Source organism: Gordonia liuliyuniae (assembly GCF_021739025.1).
In the GTDB taxonomy this organism is placed as follows: Bacteria; Actinomycetota; Actinomycetes; order Mycobacteriales; family Mycobacteriaceae; genus Gordonia; species Gordonia liuliyuniae.
The window spans coordinates 124,617-139,826 of sequence record NZ_JAKKOT010000006.1 but is presented as its reverse complement, the minus strand read 5'-3'; the positions used below and the strand labels follow the sequence as shown (position 1 = coordinate 139,826).

At 66.7% G+C, this 15,210-nt stretch carries 15 protein-coding genes; 12 read left to right on the top strand and 3 right to left on the bottom strand.

All coding sequences use genetic code 11. The features are described 5' to 3' along the window. Window positions 1–153 precede the first annotated feature (153 nt). Window positions 154–312, top strand: coding sequence for a hypothetical protein (locus L5G28_RS13895; protein ID WP_237002050.1), 159 nt, complete (start codon window positions 154–156; stop codon window positions 310–312). A 102-nt stretch (window positions 313–414) separates the two neighbouring features. Here L5G28_RS13895 and L5G28_RS13890 read toward each other — a convergent pair whose 3' ends face one another. Further along, window positions 415–1,167, bottom strand: coding sequence for an SGNH/GDSL hydrolase family protein (locus L5G28_RS13890; RefSeq protein ID WP_237002049.1), 753 nt, complete (start codon window positions 1,165–1,167; stop codon window positions 415–417). Window positions 1,168–1,252: 85 nt separating this feature from the next. Here L5G28_RS13890 and L5G28_RS13885 point away from each other — a divergent pair, with 85 nt between their 5' ends. Both L5G28_RS13885 and L5G28_RS13880 read left to right on the top strand, forming a co-directional pair. Then, a complete protein-coding gene (locus L5G28_RS13885) occupies window positions 1,253–1,435 on the top strand; it encodes a hypothetical protein (protein ID WP_236998505.1) in 183 nt (60 codons plus the stop codon). 47 nt (window positions 1,436–1,482) lie between these two features. Next, window positions 1,483–2,790 (top strand): DNA polymerase IV, encoded by a 1,308-nt coding sequence (locus tag L5G28_RS13880; RefSeq protein ID WP_237002252.1) that lies wholly within the window; start codon window positions 1,483–1,485, stop codon window positions 2,788–2,790. A 42-nt stretch (window positions 2,791–2,832) separates the two neighbouring features. Here the strand turns inward: L5G28_RS13880 and L5G28_RS13875 are convergent, their stop codons facing one another. Further along, window positions 2,833–3,768, bottom strand: a complete 936-nt coding sequence (locus L5G28_RS13875; RefSeq protein WP_237002048.1) for an asparaginase — start codon at window positions 3,766–3,768, stop codon at window positions 2,833–2,835. Window positions 3,769–3,947: 179 nt separating this feature from the next. Between L5G28_RS13875 and L5G28_RS13870 the strand changes: the two genes are divergently transcribed. Next, window positions 3,948–4,526, top strand: a complete 579-nt coding sequence (locus tag L5G28_RS13870) for a WKL family lipoprotein (RefSeq protein ID WP_237002047.1) — start codon at window positions 3,948–3,950, stop codon at window positions 4,524–4,526. Window positions 4,527–4,601: 75 nt separating this feature from the next. Here the strand turns inward: L5G28_RS13870 and L5G28_RS13865 are convergent, their stop codons facing one another. After that, on the bottom strand, window positions 4,602–5,594 hold the full coding sequence (locus L5G28_RS13865) for a hypothetical protein (protein ID WP_237002046.1): 993 nt from the start codon (window positions 5,592–5,594) through the stop codon (window positions 4,602–4,604). A gap of 86 nt (window positions 5,595–5,680) precedes the next feature. Between L5G28_RS13865 and lspA the strand changes: the two genes are divergently transcribed. From lspA to L5G28_RS13825, 8 genes are all read left to right on the top strand, one after another. Continuing rightward, the gene (gene lspA, locus L5G28_RS13860) at window positions 5,681–6,346 is read left to right on the top strand and encodes a signal peptidase II (RefSeq protein WP_237002045.1); all 666 of its coding nucleotides are present in this window, start codon (window positions 5,681–5,683) and stop codon (window positions 6,344–6,346) included. Beyond that, window positions 6,339–7,265 (top strand): RluA family pseudouridine synthase, encoded by a 927-nt coding sequence (locus L5G28_RS13855; RefSeq protein ID WP_237002044.1) that lies wholly within the window; start codon window positions 6,339–6,341, stop codon window positions 7,263–7,265. Before lspA ends, L5G28_RS13855 begins: the two co-directional genes overlap by 8 nt. 79 nt (window positions 7,266–7,344) lie before the next feature. Further along, window positions 7,345–10,878 carry a DNA polymerase III subunit alpha gene (gene dnaE / locus L5G28_RS13850; protein WP_237002043.1) on the top strand — a complete coding sequence of 1,178 codons (3,534 nt, stop codon included), beginning with the start codon at window positions 7,345–7,347 and terminating at the stop codon, window positions 10,876–10,878. A gap of 4 nt (window positions 10,879–10,882) precedes the next feature. Then, window positions 10,883–11,479: an IMPACT family protein gene (locus L5G28_RS13845; protein ID WP_237002042.1), complete on the top strand. Its 597-nt coding sequence runs from the start codon at window positions 10,883–10,885 to the stop codon at window positions 11,477–11,479. Between the two features lie 77 nt (window positions 11,480–11,556). After that, window positions 11,557–11,823 carry a hypothetical protein gene (locus tag L5G28_RS13840; protein ID WP_237002041.1) on the top strand — a complete coding sequence of 89 codons (267 nt, stop codon included), beginning with the start codon at window positions 11,557–11,559 and terminating at the stop codon, window positions 11,821–11,823. Continuing rightward, complete coding sequence (ilvA, locus tag L5G28_RS13835) at window positions 11,780–13,204, top strand: threonine ammonia-lyase IlvA (protein ID WP_372477229.1); 1,425 nt, start codon at window positions 11,780–11,782, stop codon at window positions 13,202–13,204. Before L5G28_RS13840 ends, ilvA begins: the two co-directional genes overlap by 44 nt. Before the next feature lie 277 nt (window positions 13,205–13,481). After that, the gene (locus tag L5G28_RS13830; RefSeq protein ID WP_372476899.1) at window positions 13,482–14,339 is read left to right on the top strand and encodes an MlaE family ABC transporter permease; all 858 of its coding nucleotides are present in this window, start codon (window positions 13,482–13,484) and stop codon (window positions 14,337–14,339) included. A gap of 1 nt (window position 14,340) precedes the next feature. Next, window positions 14,341–15,207, top strand: coding sequence for an ABC transporter permease (locus L5G28_RS13825; RefSeq protein WP_236998495.1), 867 nt, complete (start codon window positions 14,341–14,343; stop codon window positions 15,205–15,207). Window positions 15,208–15,210: the final 3 nt, after the last annotated feature.

The following is a 15,210-nucleotide window of genomic DNA, read 5'->3' as shown; positions in this document are numbered from 1 at the left end:
GAGCTCGATATCTGGGGTCGCGTCGCGGATGAGTGGCGGATTGTCGGGGCAGAGGAGGACGCACGCGGATACCTGGTGCGGATAGCTCATGGCCAGAGCGCATCGTCATACTGCGAGATCTTCTTAGACCGCGTACTCCGGGTGCCTACGCGCATGACGACCGTCCGCTACCTGCGCTTCAAAGAAGAGATCACGCTGAGCGATGTCACCGTGCACGGTGAGTGGGAGGAGCGATTGATTACCGTCGAACCTGCGGTAGGAACGATGATGGTGTCGTTCGAGTCGAAGGGCCGCGACCACGGTCCCCTCTAACGCCTGCGCGCCCAGGGCGCGACATTGTGCTCAGGGTTGAACCCTGGGCGCAATGGTGGTGCCCAGGGCACAGGCATCTCGTGCCCAGGGCGCGAGCGGGTGTCAGGCGGGAGCGGCGGACCAGGTCGGGTACTTCGCCTCGAGGTCGTCGCCGCTCGACGTGCCGCGGAGGCGACGACCGACCCACGGACCGAGGAACTCGCGTGTCCAGCGGATGTTCTCGCCGACTCCGGACGGAATCGAGTCGGGGAGGGCGAGTGGCTCCAGGTCGTGGGCGACGCCGAGCGCGTCGAGGACCGCGATCGCCATCCGCTGATGTCCTGCGGACGACATGTGGATCCGGTCGTCGGCCCACATCCGATAGTCGTCGTAGTCGCGGATACGCCAGTAGTCGACGACGGTCACGGAGTGATGATCGGTGATCTGTCGGACGATCTCGGCCATCAGCGCGAAACGGCCGCGGAGCGGACGGAAGAACTTCGACGCCCCGGGGTCGTGCGGTGTGAAGATCACGACCGTGGCTCCGGTCGCGACGAGCCTGCCGACGGCGTCGTCGTAGCGTGCTCCGAGCGCGTCCAGGTCGACGCTGGGACGCAGCATGTCGTTGCCGCCCGCGTGGATCGTGACCAGGTCCGGTTCCAATGCGATCGCGGCATCGACCTGCGTGTCGATGATCGGATCCAGCTTGAGACCGCGGACGGCGAGGTTCGCGTACCGGGTGTCGGGGTCGAGCGCGGTCAGCGCTCCTGCGACCCGGTCGGCCCAGCCGCGGACCCCGTTGGGCAGTGCGGAGTCGGGATCGCCGACTCCTTCGGTGAACGAGTCGCCGAGGGCGACGTATCGAGAGAAACTCACCCGACCGAGGTTACTCGCCGGTACGCCGAAGTATTCGGCCCGCCCGACCCACGTGGCGACGACTCGGCGGCGATAAGATCGCCCCATGAGCACCGACGACCTCGCGCGCCTGCAGCGCTGGGAAGACGCGGGCGCGGTCTGGGAGGTGGCCGCCCTCCGGCCGGACTCGGCGACCATCTCGCTACTGCGCTGCGACGCGGGCGAAGAGGTCGACCGATTCGTCACCAGTGATCCACGAGTCCTGGCGTTGTGCCGTGAGCGGTGGTGAACGCCTCCGCCGCTGAGCGCAGCTCACGCTGGGTGTTCCACATCGACATGGACGCGTTCTTCGCGTCCGTCGAACAACTCACCCGACCTACTCTGGCCGGTCGGCCCGTCGTGGTCGGGGGCTCCGGCGGACGCGGTGTTGTCGCAGGCGCGAGCTACGAGTCTCGGGTGTACGGGGCCCGATCGGCGATGCCGATGCACGAGGCGCGCCGACTCATCGGGCCGGCCGCCGTCGTCGTGCCGCCGCGCGGATCGGTCTATCGAGTGGTGAGCGGCCGCGTGTTCGAGATCGTTCGCCGCTTCACGCCCGTCATCGAGACGTTGTCGTTCGACGAGGCATTCGGCGAACCACCGGAACTCGCCGGTGCGAGCGCGGCGCAAGCGCAAGAGTTCGCGACGGCGATGCGTGCCGCGATCCGGGACGAGACCGGGCTCGCAGCCTCCGTCGGACTCGGCTCGGGCAAACAGATCGCCAAGATCGCATCCGGGATGGCGAAGCCCGACGGGCTGCGCGCGATCCTCCCGAGCACGGAACTGGAGTTCCTGCACGGACTTCCGGTCCGCAAACTGTGGGGGATCGGCCCCGTCTCCGGCGAGCGGCTCGGACGCCTGGGCGTGGAGACGATCGGCGACTTCGCCGCGCTGTCGGAGACCGAGGTGGCCTCGGTGCTCGGGGCGACCGTCGGACCCGCACTGCACCGCCTCGCGCACGGTATCGACCACCGCCCGGTCGCCGAGCGCGCCGACGCCAAACAGATCAGCGCCGAGAGCACGTTCGCCACCGACATCATCGATCTCGCCGGGATGCGAGCGGCGGTATCGTCTGCCGCCTCGCACGCGCACCGCAGACTCCTCGACGACGGTCGCGGCGCCCGTACCGTCGTCGTCAAACACCGACTCAGCGACATGTCGATACTGACCCGGTCGTCGACTCTGGCGACCGCGACCACCGACCTGGGTGCGCTCACCGCCGCCGCCTACCGGGTGATGCTCGATCCACTCGACATCGGGCCGGTCCGGCTCGTCGGTGTCGGCTACTCGGGCCTCGACGACGTCCGTCAGGACTCGCTGTTCCCCGAACTCGACGCCGCCCCCGACGAGGACGACGAGAGTTCACCCGCCCCGACCAGCGTCCAGATCCCGCGCGGGCCCGCTGCGGTGGACGACTGGCCCACCGGCACGGACGTCGCGCACCCCGAGCACGGGCACGGCTGGGTGCAGGGCGGCGGACACGGATTCGTCACCGTCCGCTTCGAGACGCGTGCGACCGGGCCGGGCCGTACTCGGAACTTCCGCCTGCCCGAACCCCTCCTGACACGCGCGGATCCGCTCGACAGCCTGGACTGGGATCTGTGACGACGGGCCGCGGGTCACCGGGCAGGGAGTCTCACCGGTCGCCTAACGCGGCGACGATGCGGTGAAGAAGGCTTCGATCGCGTTCCGATCGGCGCCGGTCGACAGCAGCGCGATGAGTGCTGCGCGTGCCTGCGGCGCGCGCAGCCACGGCGAGAAGATCGCGCCCGCGCGGATCAGGTCGACACCGCCGCCACCGCCGCCGTAGGTCGGTTCGACGGCGCCGTACGGCACGCGAGTCGAGACGACCACCGGGACGTCCCGCTGCACCGCGAGGTTCACCTGTGCGGTGATGTCCGGATGGGTGTTGCCGGACCCCGTGGCGGACAGAACGATTCCTGCGGCCCGCTGTTCGACCGCGGAGGCGATGGTGCCGGGGGACACGCCTGGGTAGAGCGCCAGGAGGTCGACCCGTGCCGGACGTGTGGGCACCGACTCCGCGACGATCGGGCGGGGCAACTCGGCATGCACGGTGTCGAAAGCGCGCAGATCGGTCGTCGACGTCTTGAACACGCCACGAGCGGCGAGGACGGTGCCGCCGAGGGCGACTAGCGCTCCGCGCCCCCGAGCCGAGGGGTCAGCCGCCAGCGCGACCGCGGCGGCGATGTTCGCCGGACCGTCCGCGTTCGGGTGGTCGGCGGGACGTTGTGCTCCGGTGAACACCACCGGTCGCGGGTCGTCGCCGAACAGATCGGCGAGGAACGCCGTCTCCTCCAAGGTGTCGGTGCCGTGCGTGACGACGACGCCGTCCACCGCCGGGTCGGACAACTCCTCGGCGATGGCCCGGACGATGTCGAACTGCTCGCGCACAGTCAGCGACGACGAGTCGACCGCCATCAACTCGCGCGGACGAACGACGACGTCAGCGGCCGTGTCGGGCAGCAGATCCTGCGCAGACAGCACGGGGACCGCCCCGTCGTCGGTGGTGCGTGAGGCGGCTGTGCCGCCGGTGGTGATCATCACAACCTGGCGTGGGCTCATGGCCCGATTCTTGCACTTGTCGGCGCGTGATGCCCCCTGGTCGACGGCGGCGCGCGGGACGGGTGTGACGAACGGTGCGTCAGGTGCCCGGATGCGCAGCCGCGTGACCTTTTGGCATAGTGGGGTGGGCTCGGGGGCCAGACCAAGGTCCCGCGCAGAACCAGACGTGAGGATTATCCGTGAAGATTCGCAATTTCGTGACCGGTGCCATCGTGGCCGCCGCGGTCGCTGCAACCGCCGCGTGTGGTTCTGACGACAGCGGCTCGGACCTGCCCCCGGTGCCCACCGCAGATTCGTCGACGAGCGCCGCATCAGGCAGCACGTCGTCGGCCGACGGCGGTATGACCGACCCGAACAAGGTGCCCAGCATCAAGGCCCTCAACGAGATGCTCGAGACGGCGCTCGACCCGAAGGTCGACGCGTCGGAGAAGACCGAGCTCGTCGAAGGGTCCGAGGCGGACCCGAAGCTGTTCGACCAGTTGGTCAAGGCCGCGAAGGACAACCCGGACGTCACCTACAAGATCAAGCCGCCGGTGACCAAGAACGGCCCGAAGAAGGCCAAGGTCAAGGTCGAGGTCAAGGTTCCGGGCAACCCGGCGCAGCCGATCGACGCCGCGATCGTCTACGACAACGGTCGGTGGAAGCTGTCCAAGTCGACGGTGTGCCCGCTGCTGTCGGCCAACGACGTCGACAGCGTGCTGTGCGCCGACGACTCGCCGTCGAGCAGCGCCAAGGCGTCGAAGAAGAAGTCGAGCTAGAGGCGACCACGTTCGCAGAGGGCCCCTCACCGCACGGTGAGGGGCCCTCTGCCCGTCACGGCGTCTCCCCGTGGGTCACGACTTCCAGCCCACCGTGTACTCGTTCTGCTGCAACAGCGGAGCAGCGTTCGCGTCACCGACCAGTTCACGCGCCCCCTTGGTCGTGATCGACCCTGCGACGGGGAGGATGCGCGTGAGATCGACGGTGATGTCGCCGGTGCCGGCCATCGAGTATCGGTTGATCGTCAACGTTTGAGCCGACCCCGGGATCCGGAACACCGAGTCGACCGGCACCTCGTCGACGGCGACCGCCAGTTTCACCGTGTCGCCCGTGCGTTCGGTGAGCGTGACGGTCGTCGTCCGTTTGATCGTGGCCGCCGACGAGACGGTCCGCACCGACTGCCAGCGGGCGCCGACGCCGACCGGCTCGGCAGGGAGGGGCACCGACTGGTCGAGGGCCCCCGAGAACGACTGCTCGAGGGCGCTGCGTGCGGGCGACCCGGACTCCTCGTTCGGGAACAGTCGCAGCGAGCGCACACTCAACCCGTCGGCGACGGTCACCCCGCCGGCCGAACCGGCGATCGCATCGAGTTCGGGTGTCAGCTCGGCGTCCTTCGTCGTCGGTGTGCCGATGGTGAACTCGAGATTCGACGGGTCGTCGCAGACGACCCGCGCGGTGATCGGTGTGCTCAACTCCTGCTGGGTCCGCTGGATCGACGCCGCGTTGTCGTCACCCGGAGTGATCGACGCCTCCGTCGAATCGGTCGTCAACGTCACCGTCTGCGGGCTGGCCGTGTCGGGCCTCGGTGTCAGGACCGCGCGATCACCGGCCCCGGCGTCGAGCACCTGGACCTCGGCGGGCGCGATGGGGATCGGGCGAACACCCTCGCGGCCCACGCTCGACGACGGCGCACACGGCCCGGAGTCGGCGGTGCCTGCGTCGTCGGACGAACATCCGCTCAGGGCGACGGCGACGCCCACGGGCAGTACCGCCAATGCGGCGACGACACGTCTCTTCGACGACGGCTGGTGCGGGTTCGCGACGGACGCGATCGGCGTGACACTCACCGCTCCGAGAGTAGTGACCGCGCACGCGCGACGGGTCAGCGAGGGCAGCGTCGGTGTGACGAACCTCGATCGTGGACAATCGTGGAATGAGTGAAACCGAGACCGGGGACGGCGGCACCCGGCCCGCCGGGCGGAGCACGGCCCGGACAGTCGCGCTGCTGGCCCTCGTGGCGGTGATCGCCTACGTGCTGGACCTGGTGACTAAGACACTGGCCGTCGCCCGGCTCGACCCGTGGAATCCGACACACGTGATCGGCGACGTCGTCACGTTCAAACTGATCCGCAACAGCGGAGCCGCGTTCTCGATGGCGACCGGCTACACGTGGGTGCTGACGTTCGTCGCACTGGCTGTGGTCATCGGGATCATCCGGTACAGCCGACGACTCGTCTCGACGGGCTGGGTGATCGGTCTCGGACTGGTGCTGGGCGGCGCGATCGGCAACCTGACCGACCGCATCTTCCGCGCACCGGGTCCGTTGCGCGGTCACGTCGTCGACTTCATCCAGGTCGGCGACTGGTGGCCGACGTTCAACGTCGCCGACTCCGCGGTCGTCTGCGGCGCTGTGCTGCTGGTGGTCCTCACCCTGCTCGGTTACGACTACGACGGCACCCGGTCCGGCTGGGCGGCCCGCAAGAGTCCGGCTGAGACGATTGACGCGACCCGCGCCGGGACGACTGACGCGACCCGCGCCGAGACGACTGACGCGACCCGCGCCGAGACCGCCGACGACAAGGATGGCGACGATGCGTGACTCACGAGCGATGCCGGTGCCCGACGGCCTGCACGGCATGCGCACGGACGCCGGAGTCGCTCGGCTCCTCGGGCTGTCGCGGACGGTGTCGGCGGGGCTCGCCGACGCAGGCGACATCACCGTCGACGGCGTTGCCGTCGACAAGGCCCACAAACTCGTCGCCGACACCTGGTTGGACGTCACCCTGCCCGAACCGGAGCGGCCGTTGACGGTCGAGCCGACGCCAGTCGAAGATCTCGACGTGATTTACCACGACTCCGACATAGTCGTGGTGAACAAGCCGCCGGGCGTCGCCGCGCACCCGTCGCAAGGCTGGACGGGGCCGACTGTTATCGGCGCGCTCGCGGCCGCGGGCTTCCGGATCTCGACGTCCGGCGCGCAGGAACGCCAAGGCATCGTCCATCGACTCGACGTCGGCACGTCGGGAGTGATGGTCGTGGCGGCGTCCGAGAGCGCGTACACGGTCCTCAAGCGAGCATTCAAGTATCGGACCGTCGAGAAGGTCTACCACGCGATCGTCCAAGGCCATCTGGATCCACCGGTCGGCACCATCGAGGCGCCGATCGGCCGACATCCCGGCTCGGACTGGCGGTTCGCGGTCACCTCGAACGGCAAGCCGTCGACGACCCACTACGAGACGCTCGAGATGTTCGCGTCGGCATCACTGCTGGACGTGCACTTGGAGACCGGGCGAACCCACCAGATTCGTGTGCACTTCTCGGCGCTGCATCACCCGTGCGCGGGCGATCCGACGTACGGGGCGGACCCGACGCTCGCGGCGCGGCTCGGTCTAGAACGGCAGTGGCTGCACGCGCGTTCGCTCGCGTTCGCGCATCCCGCCGACGGGCGCCGCGTCCAGTTCACTACCGACTACCCGGACGATCTGCAGCACGCGCTCAAGGTGCTGCGCGACGTGTAGGCGTGCCGGGCCGAGACTGTCGTACGCGACGCATACAGTAGAACCGTTCCATCGAATTTCAATGCGGGGAGTCGCCAGCGTGTCCGGGTCGTTCGTTCATCTGCATAATCACACCGAGTTCTCGATGCTCGACGGGGCGGCGAAGATGTCTCCGCTGTTCGCCGAGGCGAAGCGGTTGGAGATGCCCGCGATCGGAATGACCGATCACGGAAACATGTACGGGTCGTCGGATTTCTACAACACGGCGAGCAAGTTCGACATCAAGCCGATCATCGGGATCGAGGCGTACATTGCGCCGGAATCGCGGTTCAACACCAAGCGTGTGCTGTGGGGCAGTCGAGATCAGAAGTCCGACGACGTGTCGGGCTCGGGTGCGTACACGCATATGACGATGGTCGCCGAGAACGCGACGGGCCTGCGGAATCTGTTCAAGCTGTCGTCGATGGCGTCGATCGAAGGACAGTTGGGCAAGTGGTCGCGGATGGACGCCGAGATCATCGCCGAGCACGCCGAGGGGATCATCGCCACGACCGGGTGTCCGTCAGGCGAGGTGCAGACGCGGTTGCGTCTGGGGCATGAGGACGAGGCGTTGGCTGCCGCGGCCAAGTGGCAGGACATCTTCGGTAAAGACAATTTCTACCTGGAGTTGATGGAGCACGGACTGGAGATCGAACAGCGCGTCCGGTCGGGACTGCTGGACGTGGGCCGCAAGCTCGGGATCAAGCCGTTGGTGACCAACGACTGCCACTACGTGACGCGTGAGCACGCGTCCTCCCATGAGGCGTTGCTGTGCATCCAGACCGGTAAGACGTTGTCGGATCCGACGCGGTTCAAGTTCGACGGCGACGGCTACTACCTCAAGTCGGCGCAGCAGATGCGCGAGTTGTGGGACGACGTGGTGCCCGGCGGCTGTGATTCGACGTTGGAGATCGCCGAACGTGTGCAGTCCTACGAGGACGTGTTCACTCACCACGACCGGATGCCGATCTTCCCGGTTCCCGAGGGGTACACGCAGGAGTCGTGGCTCGAACACGAGGTGATGACCGGATTGGATCGGCGGTTCGCCGGCGAAGTGGTACCGACCGAATACCTCGATCGGGCGAAGTACGAGTTGTCGGTGATCAACCAGATGGGGTTCCCGGCGTACTTCCTGGTGGTCGGCGACCTGATCAGTCACGCGCTCGAGGTCGGTATCCGGGTCGGCCCCGGTCGTGGTTCTGCGGCCGGATCATTGGTGGCGTACGCGATGGGCATCACGAACATCGATCCGATCCCGCACGGTCTGCTGTTCGAGCGATTCTTGAACCCCGAGCGCGTGTCGATGCCCGATATCGACATCGACTTCGACGACCGTCGTCGTGGCGAGATGATCACGTACGCCTCGGACAAGTGGGGCCAGGACAAGGTCGCGCAGGTCATCACCTTCGGCACGATCAAGACGAAGGCCGCGATCAAGGACTCGGCGCGTGTGCAGTTCGGTCAGCCGGGCTTCTCGATCGCGGACCGGATCACCAAGGCGCTGCCGCCGCCGATCATGGCCAAGGACATCCCGGTGTGGGCGATCACCGATCCCGAGCACGAACGGTATTCCGAGGCGTCGGAGGTGCGGACGCTGATCGAGACCGATCCGGACGTCAAGCGGATCTACGACACCGCGCTCGGGTTGGAGGGACTGGTCCGCAACGCCGGCGTCCACGCATGTGCGGTGATCATGTCGTCGGAGCCACTCACCGATGCGATCCCGGTGTGGAAGCGCGCCCAAGACGGTGCGATCATCACCGGCTGGGATTATCCTTCCTGTGAGGCCATCGGCCTGCTGAAGATGGACTTCCTCGGGCTGCGGAACTTGACCGTCATCGGCGACGCGATCGAGAACATCAAGACCAACCGGGGGATCGACCTCGACCTCGACACCCTGCCCCTCGAAGACGAGAAGACCTACGAGCTCCTGGCTCGAGGAGACACGCTCGGCGTGTTCCAGCTCGACGGTGCGGCCATGCGAGAACTGCTCAAGATGATGCAGCCGACGGGCTTCGAGGACATCGTCGCGGTCCTGGCGCTGTACCGACCGGGTCCGATGGGCGTCAACGCGCACACCGACTACGCCAAGCGCAAGAACGGTCTGCAGGACATCAGGCCGATCCACCCGGAGCTCGAGGAGCCGCTGAAAGAGATCCTCTCGGAGACGTACGGTCTGATCGTCTACCAGGAGCAGATCATGCAGATCGCCCAGAAGGTCGCAGGCTACTCGCTCGGCCAGGCCGACCTGCTGCGACGAGCCATGGGCAAGAAGAAGAAGGAGATCCTCGACGAGGCCTACGACGGCTTCGCCGACGGCATGCGCGACAACGGCTACTCGCAGGCCGCGATCACCGCCCTGTGGGACACGGTGCTGCCGTTCGCCGGCTACGCGTTCAACAAGTCGCACGCCGCAGGCTACGGACTCGTCTCCTTCTGGACCGCGTACCTCAAAGCCAACTTCCCGGCCGAGTACATGGCAGGCCTGCTCACCTCGGTCGGCGACGACAAGGACAAGGCGGCGATCTATCTCGCGGACTGCCGCAAGATGGGCATCACCGTCCTGCCGCCGGACGTCAACGAGTCGCTGCCCAACTTCGCCGCCGTCGGCGAAGACATCCGCTTTGGACTCGCCGCGATCCGCAACGTCGGCACCGGTGTCGTCTCGTCGATCATCGCGGCCCGCGAAGCGAAGGAGCGCTACGCCGACTTCTCGGACTACCTCGGGAAGATCGACGTTGTCGCCTGTACTAAGAAGGTCACCGAATCGCTCATCAAAGCGGGCGCGTTCGACTCGATGGAACACCCCCGCAAGGGACTCTTCCTCGTGCACGCCGACGCGGTCGACGCGGTGATGAGCACCAAGAAGGCCGAAGCGATGGGCCAGTTCGACCTGTTCGGCGGCGCCGACGTCGAGGACGTCGGCGACGTGTTCGCCGTCAAGATCCCCGACGAGGAATGGGACACCAAGCACAAGCTCGCACTCGAACGCGACATGCTCGGCCTCTATGTGTCCGGCCACCCCCTCGCCGGGCTCGAGCACGCGATCTCCGCCCACACCGACACGTCGATCTCGACACTCCTGGAAGGCAGCATCGCCGACGGTGCGCAGATCACGATCGGCGGGATCATCTCGTCGGTCACCCGGCGCGTCAACAAGAAGGGCGAGCCGTGGGCGGCCGTCACCATCGAAGACATGGTCGGCGGTGTCGAGGTGTACTTCTTCCCGCGCGCGTTCACCGCGTACGGGATGGATCTCTTGCAGGACAACATCGTTCTGGTGAAGGCGCGGGTCAACAAGCGTGAGGACTCGCTCATGATCAGCGCCAACGATCTCGCCGTTCCCGACCTGACCGAAGTCGGCGCGACGAAGCCGTTGATCTTGACGTTGCCGACCAACCGGTGCACACCCGATCGCGTGAGCGACCTGAAACAGATCCTGATCAGGCATCCGGGGACATCCGACGTCCACGTGACGCTCGTCAGCGACCGAAAGCAGACACAACTGCGACTCACCGACGCGCTCCGAGTCACTCCGTCGTCGGCGCTGATGGGCGATTTGAAGGCGTTGCTCGGACCCGGCTGTCTCACCTGAGACGATGCTCGTCCTCAGGCCGGATGCGGGTGAGGTCGTCGTCTCGACGACCGTCAAGAAGTCGCGCTTCATCGCGACGGCGGCGTCCGTCGAGTCGCCGGGCGATGTCGCATCGCTCATCGAGCGCGTTCCCTCGGCCGGAGCGAACCACGTGTGCTGGGCGTACGTGATCGGTTCCGGTCCGCACGAGACGAGCCGATCAGCCGACGACGGGGAGCCCGCGGGCACGGCGGGCCCGCCCATCCTCACCGCACTGCGTCGGCGGGGCGTGGTGAACGCGGCGATCGTCGTCGTCCGCCACTTCGGCGGCGTGAAACTCGGTGCGGGCGGCCTGATCCGCGCGTACAGCGGAAGCGCCACTGCCGTGCTGGACGCGGCTCCCCTCCAGGAGGTGATGCCGTCGTGCGTGGTCCGACTCCGGGTTCGAGTCGACGACGCGGGCCGTGTAGCGACCGACCTGCATTCGATGGCGACGGTGCGGTCCACCGAGTACGGAGCGGATGCCGTCGACTTCGTCGTCGACGTCTCGGCCGACGCACGGGAGCGACTCTGCGATCACATCCGGTCCGTCACGTCCGGCTCGGCGACGATCCTGGACTGACGCGGCCGGCTTAGCGCCAAGCACGGGTGGATTCGGGTGACCGAAACCTATGATCGGAATGCGCTACACTTGGATCTATGACCACCCACATTCAGAGTGTGCAGCGACCGGTTCCGGTCGTCGACCTCGCGGGCGCGCGGTGGCCGCTCAACAAACTGGCGGCAGCGGCCGTCGGGTTCCTCCTGGTAGTGGGTGTGCTGATGTTCGGCGGCTCGGCCGTCGTCGCCGCATGGACCGCGGCGATCGCGACGATCGCCGTGTGGTGGGGCGGTTACGCCTGGTACGGCCGACGGTGGGAACATGGTGCGCGTGAGTACGTCGTCGAGAACCGCAGGGCCGAATAGTGCAGAACCGATTGTCGCTGCGAAGAGCATTGACGATCCGGTCCCCGGGCTGAACCGCGGCAGCATCATCGAGGCCGCGGAGCGGCTCGCGGGCGTCATCGTGCGCACCCCTCTGGAGCCGTGTCCGCGACTGAGCGTCGACACCGGCGCGCAGGTCTACCTCAAGCGCGAGGATCTGCAGAGTGTCCGCTCGTACAAGATCCGCGGCGCGTACAACGTGATGGCGCAACTCTCCGACGCCGAACGCGCGGCAGGCGTCGTCGCAGCGAGCGCGGGCAACCACGCCCAGGGCGTCGCGTTCGCGTGCGCGACGATGGGCGTGCAAGGTCGGATCTATGTGCCGACCACGACCCCCAAGCAGAAGCGCGACCGGATCAATTGGCACGGAAAGGGATTCGTCGAGCTGATCGCAGTGGGCGAGACTTACGACGCGGCGGCTTCGGCGGCACAGGCCGATGTGCTGCGCACCGGAGCCACGTGGATCCATGCGTTCGACGACCCGAGGACTGCCTCCGGGCAGGGGACCATCGGCGAGGAGATCGTCGATCAGCTCGCCGATGCGCCGGACGTCGTCGTGCTGCCGGTCGGCGGTGCGGGATGCATGGCGGGCATCGTCACCTATCTGCGCGCAGTGGTGCCCGACGTGGCGATCGTCGGCGTCGAACCGAGCGGGGCGGCATCGCTCGCCGCCGCACTGGTCAACGGATCGCCGTACACGCTGGATGCGATCGACCCCTTCGTCGACGGCGCGTCCGTCAAACGGATCGGTGGACTCGGGCACGCCGTGATGGCCGCGGCGGGCGCCCGCGTCGTCGCACATCCGGACCTGGCCGGTATCGCGCAGACGCCTGCGGTCCCGGTCGTCGACCTCGCCGACGTCGAGGTGGCGCCGGGCAGTGTCACGATCATGCACGTCGACGAGGGCGCCGTCTGCTCGACGATGCTGGAGATGTATCAGAACGAGGGGATCATCGCCGAGCCTGCGGGGGCGTTGGCGACGGCCGCACTGGCGGAGCTGTCGCTGCCCGCGAACGCCCGCGTGGTCTCACTCGTCTCCGGCGGCAACAACGACGTGTCTCGCTACGGAGAGGTGATCGAGCGGTCCCTCGTGCACCGTGGGCTCAAGCACTACTTCTTGGTGAACTTTCCGCAGGAGCCCGGGGCCCTGCGTCGTTTCCTCGATGAGGTCCTCGGGCCGGATGACGACATCACCCTGTTCGAGTACGTCAAGCGAAACAACCGGGACACCGGCGAAGCGCTCGTCGGCATCGAACTCGGTGATCCAACCGGACTGGAGGGCCTGCAGAGTCGGATGTCGCGATCTCGGTTGAACGTCGAGCGCTTGGAGCCGGGGTCGCCCGCGTACCGGTATTTGACCTGACACGGTTCAGAATTCAACTGGCGGTGGTCGTCGAACCGCCAGCCGTGTGCGGCAGGATGCCTACTGACCTGCGCATACGTGTATCCGCATGTGTGCGGCGCGCGACACAGCCGGAGTATCTGTGACTCCGTGCACACGAAACCGTCTGCACTGTGTATGCTTCGATCCACGGATTGGCGGACATCGGCGGGGATCCTCGCGGAAGACCGTGGCGGGCGTCGGGGATGATCTTCCCGTCCGGCTGACGGCCTTGGTTTGACGACGCGAAGGTAGGGGAGTGAGCACGGAAACGGTAAGTACGCGAACCGGGCTCGGTACGAGATGGTCGGCGAGCGGTGCGGGCAAGTGGTATCGCGAGCACATCACCAAATCGTTCGAGACGTTCGGCCGCCAGTTGGCGATGTTCGTCGAAGTCTTCAAAGTCTTGATCGTCGACATCGCCAAACGTCGATTCCCCTTCAAAGAGTTCGTCCGCCAGTGCGCCTTCATGGCCTCGACGTCGGTGTTCCCGACTCTTCTCGTCGCCATCCCGATCGGTGTCATCGTCTCCATCCAGGTGTCGAACATCGCCGGACAGATCGGTGCGACGTCGTTCTCCGGCGCGGCGACCGGCCTCGGCGTGATCCGGCAGGGCGCACCCCTGGTCACCTCGCTGCTGCTGGCCGGGGCCGTCGGATCGGCCATCGCCGCCGACCTCGGCTCGCGCACCATCCGCGACGAGATCGATGCGATGAAGGTCATGGGGGTGAACCCGATCCAACGTCTCATCTCGCCGCGACTGCTGGCGACCATGCTCGTCGCGTTCCTGCTGTGCGGCTTCGTCTGCTTCGTCGGCTTCATCACCGGTTATGTGTTCAACGTGTACGCGCAGGGCGGTACGCCAGGCAGTTATACGGGGACGTTCGCGTCGTTCGCGAGCACGTCGGACCTGATATTCGCCTTGGTGAAAGCGGTGATATTCGGGGCCATCGTGGCCGTCGTCGCCTGCGACCGCGGGCTGAATACGAGCGGCGGCCCGGCCGGTGTCGCGAACTCGGTCAATGCGGCGGTCGTCAACTCCGTCCTGCTGCTGTTCACCGTGAACGTGGTGCTCACCCAGGTGTTCGCGCTCGTCGTCCCGGCGAAGGTGGTGTGACATGACAGCGTCTCGATACACCCCGCCCGTTCTGAAACCGCTGGAGTGGGGGCGCAAAGCGCTGGCGGGTCCGCGTGACGGACTCGTCGCGATGGGGCACCTGATCACGTTCCTGGTGCGCTCAATCGCGCTCGCGCCGATCACGTTCCGCCACTACAAGAAGGAAGTCTGGCGGCTGCTGTCCGACGTCGCGTGGGGCAACGGCGCGATCGTCGTCGGCGGCGGCACCGTCGGCGTCATGGTGATCTTGGGCGTGATGGGCGGTGCGACGGTCGGTATCGAGGGTTACACCGCGTTGAACCTGCTCGGCATGTCGCCGCTGACCGGTGGTCTCTCGGCGTTCGCCACTACTCGCGAGATCGCGCCGCTCCTCGCAGCGACGGCGTTCACCGCGCAGTCGGGATGTCGATTCACCGCGCAGCTCGGTTCGATGCGCATCAGCGAAGAAATCGACGCCCTCGAATCCATTGCGATCCGCCCGCTGCCGTATCTGGTGACCACCCGCATGGCGGCTGCGGTCCTGTCGATCATCCCGCTGTACGCGATCTCGCTCGCCGCGAACTACATCGCCTGCCAGGTGATGTTCCAAGTGCAGAGCGGCGAGGGTTCCGGAACGTACATGCACTACTTCGAATCGTTCATTCTGTCGCGTGACGTCGTCTTCTCGTTCATCAAGGTGATCGTGTTCGTGCTGTTGACGACGTTCATCCAGTGCTACTACGGCTACTTCGCGTCCGGCGGCCCCGAAGGCGTCGGCATCGCAGCGGGCCACGCGATCCGGTTGTCGATCATCACGATCGTGTTCGCGAATCTGATCTTGACGCTCGTGTTCTGGGGTTTGACCGCCGGAATCAGGATATCGGGGTAGGCG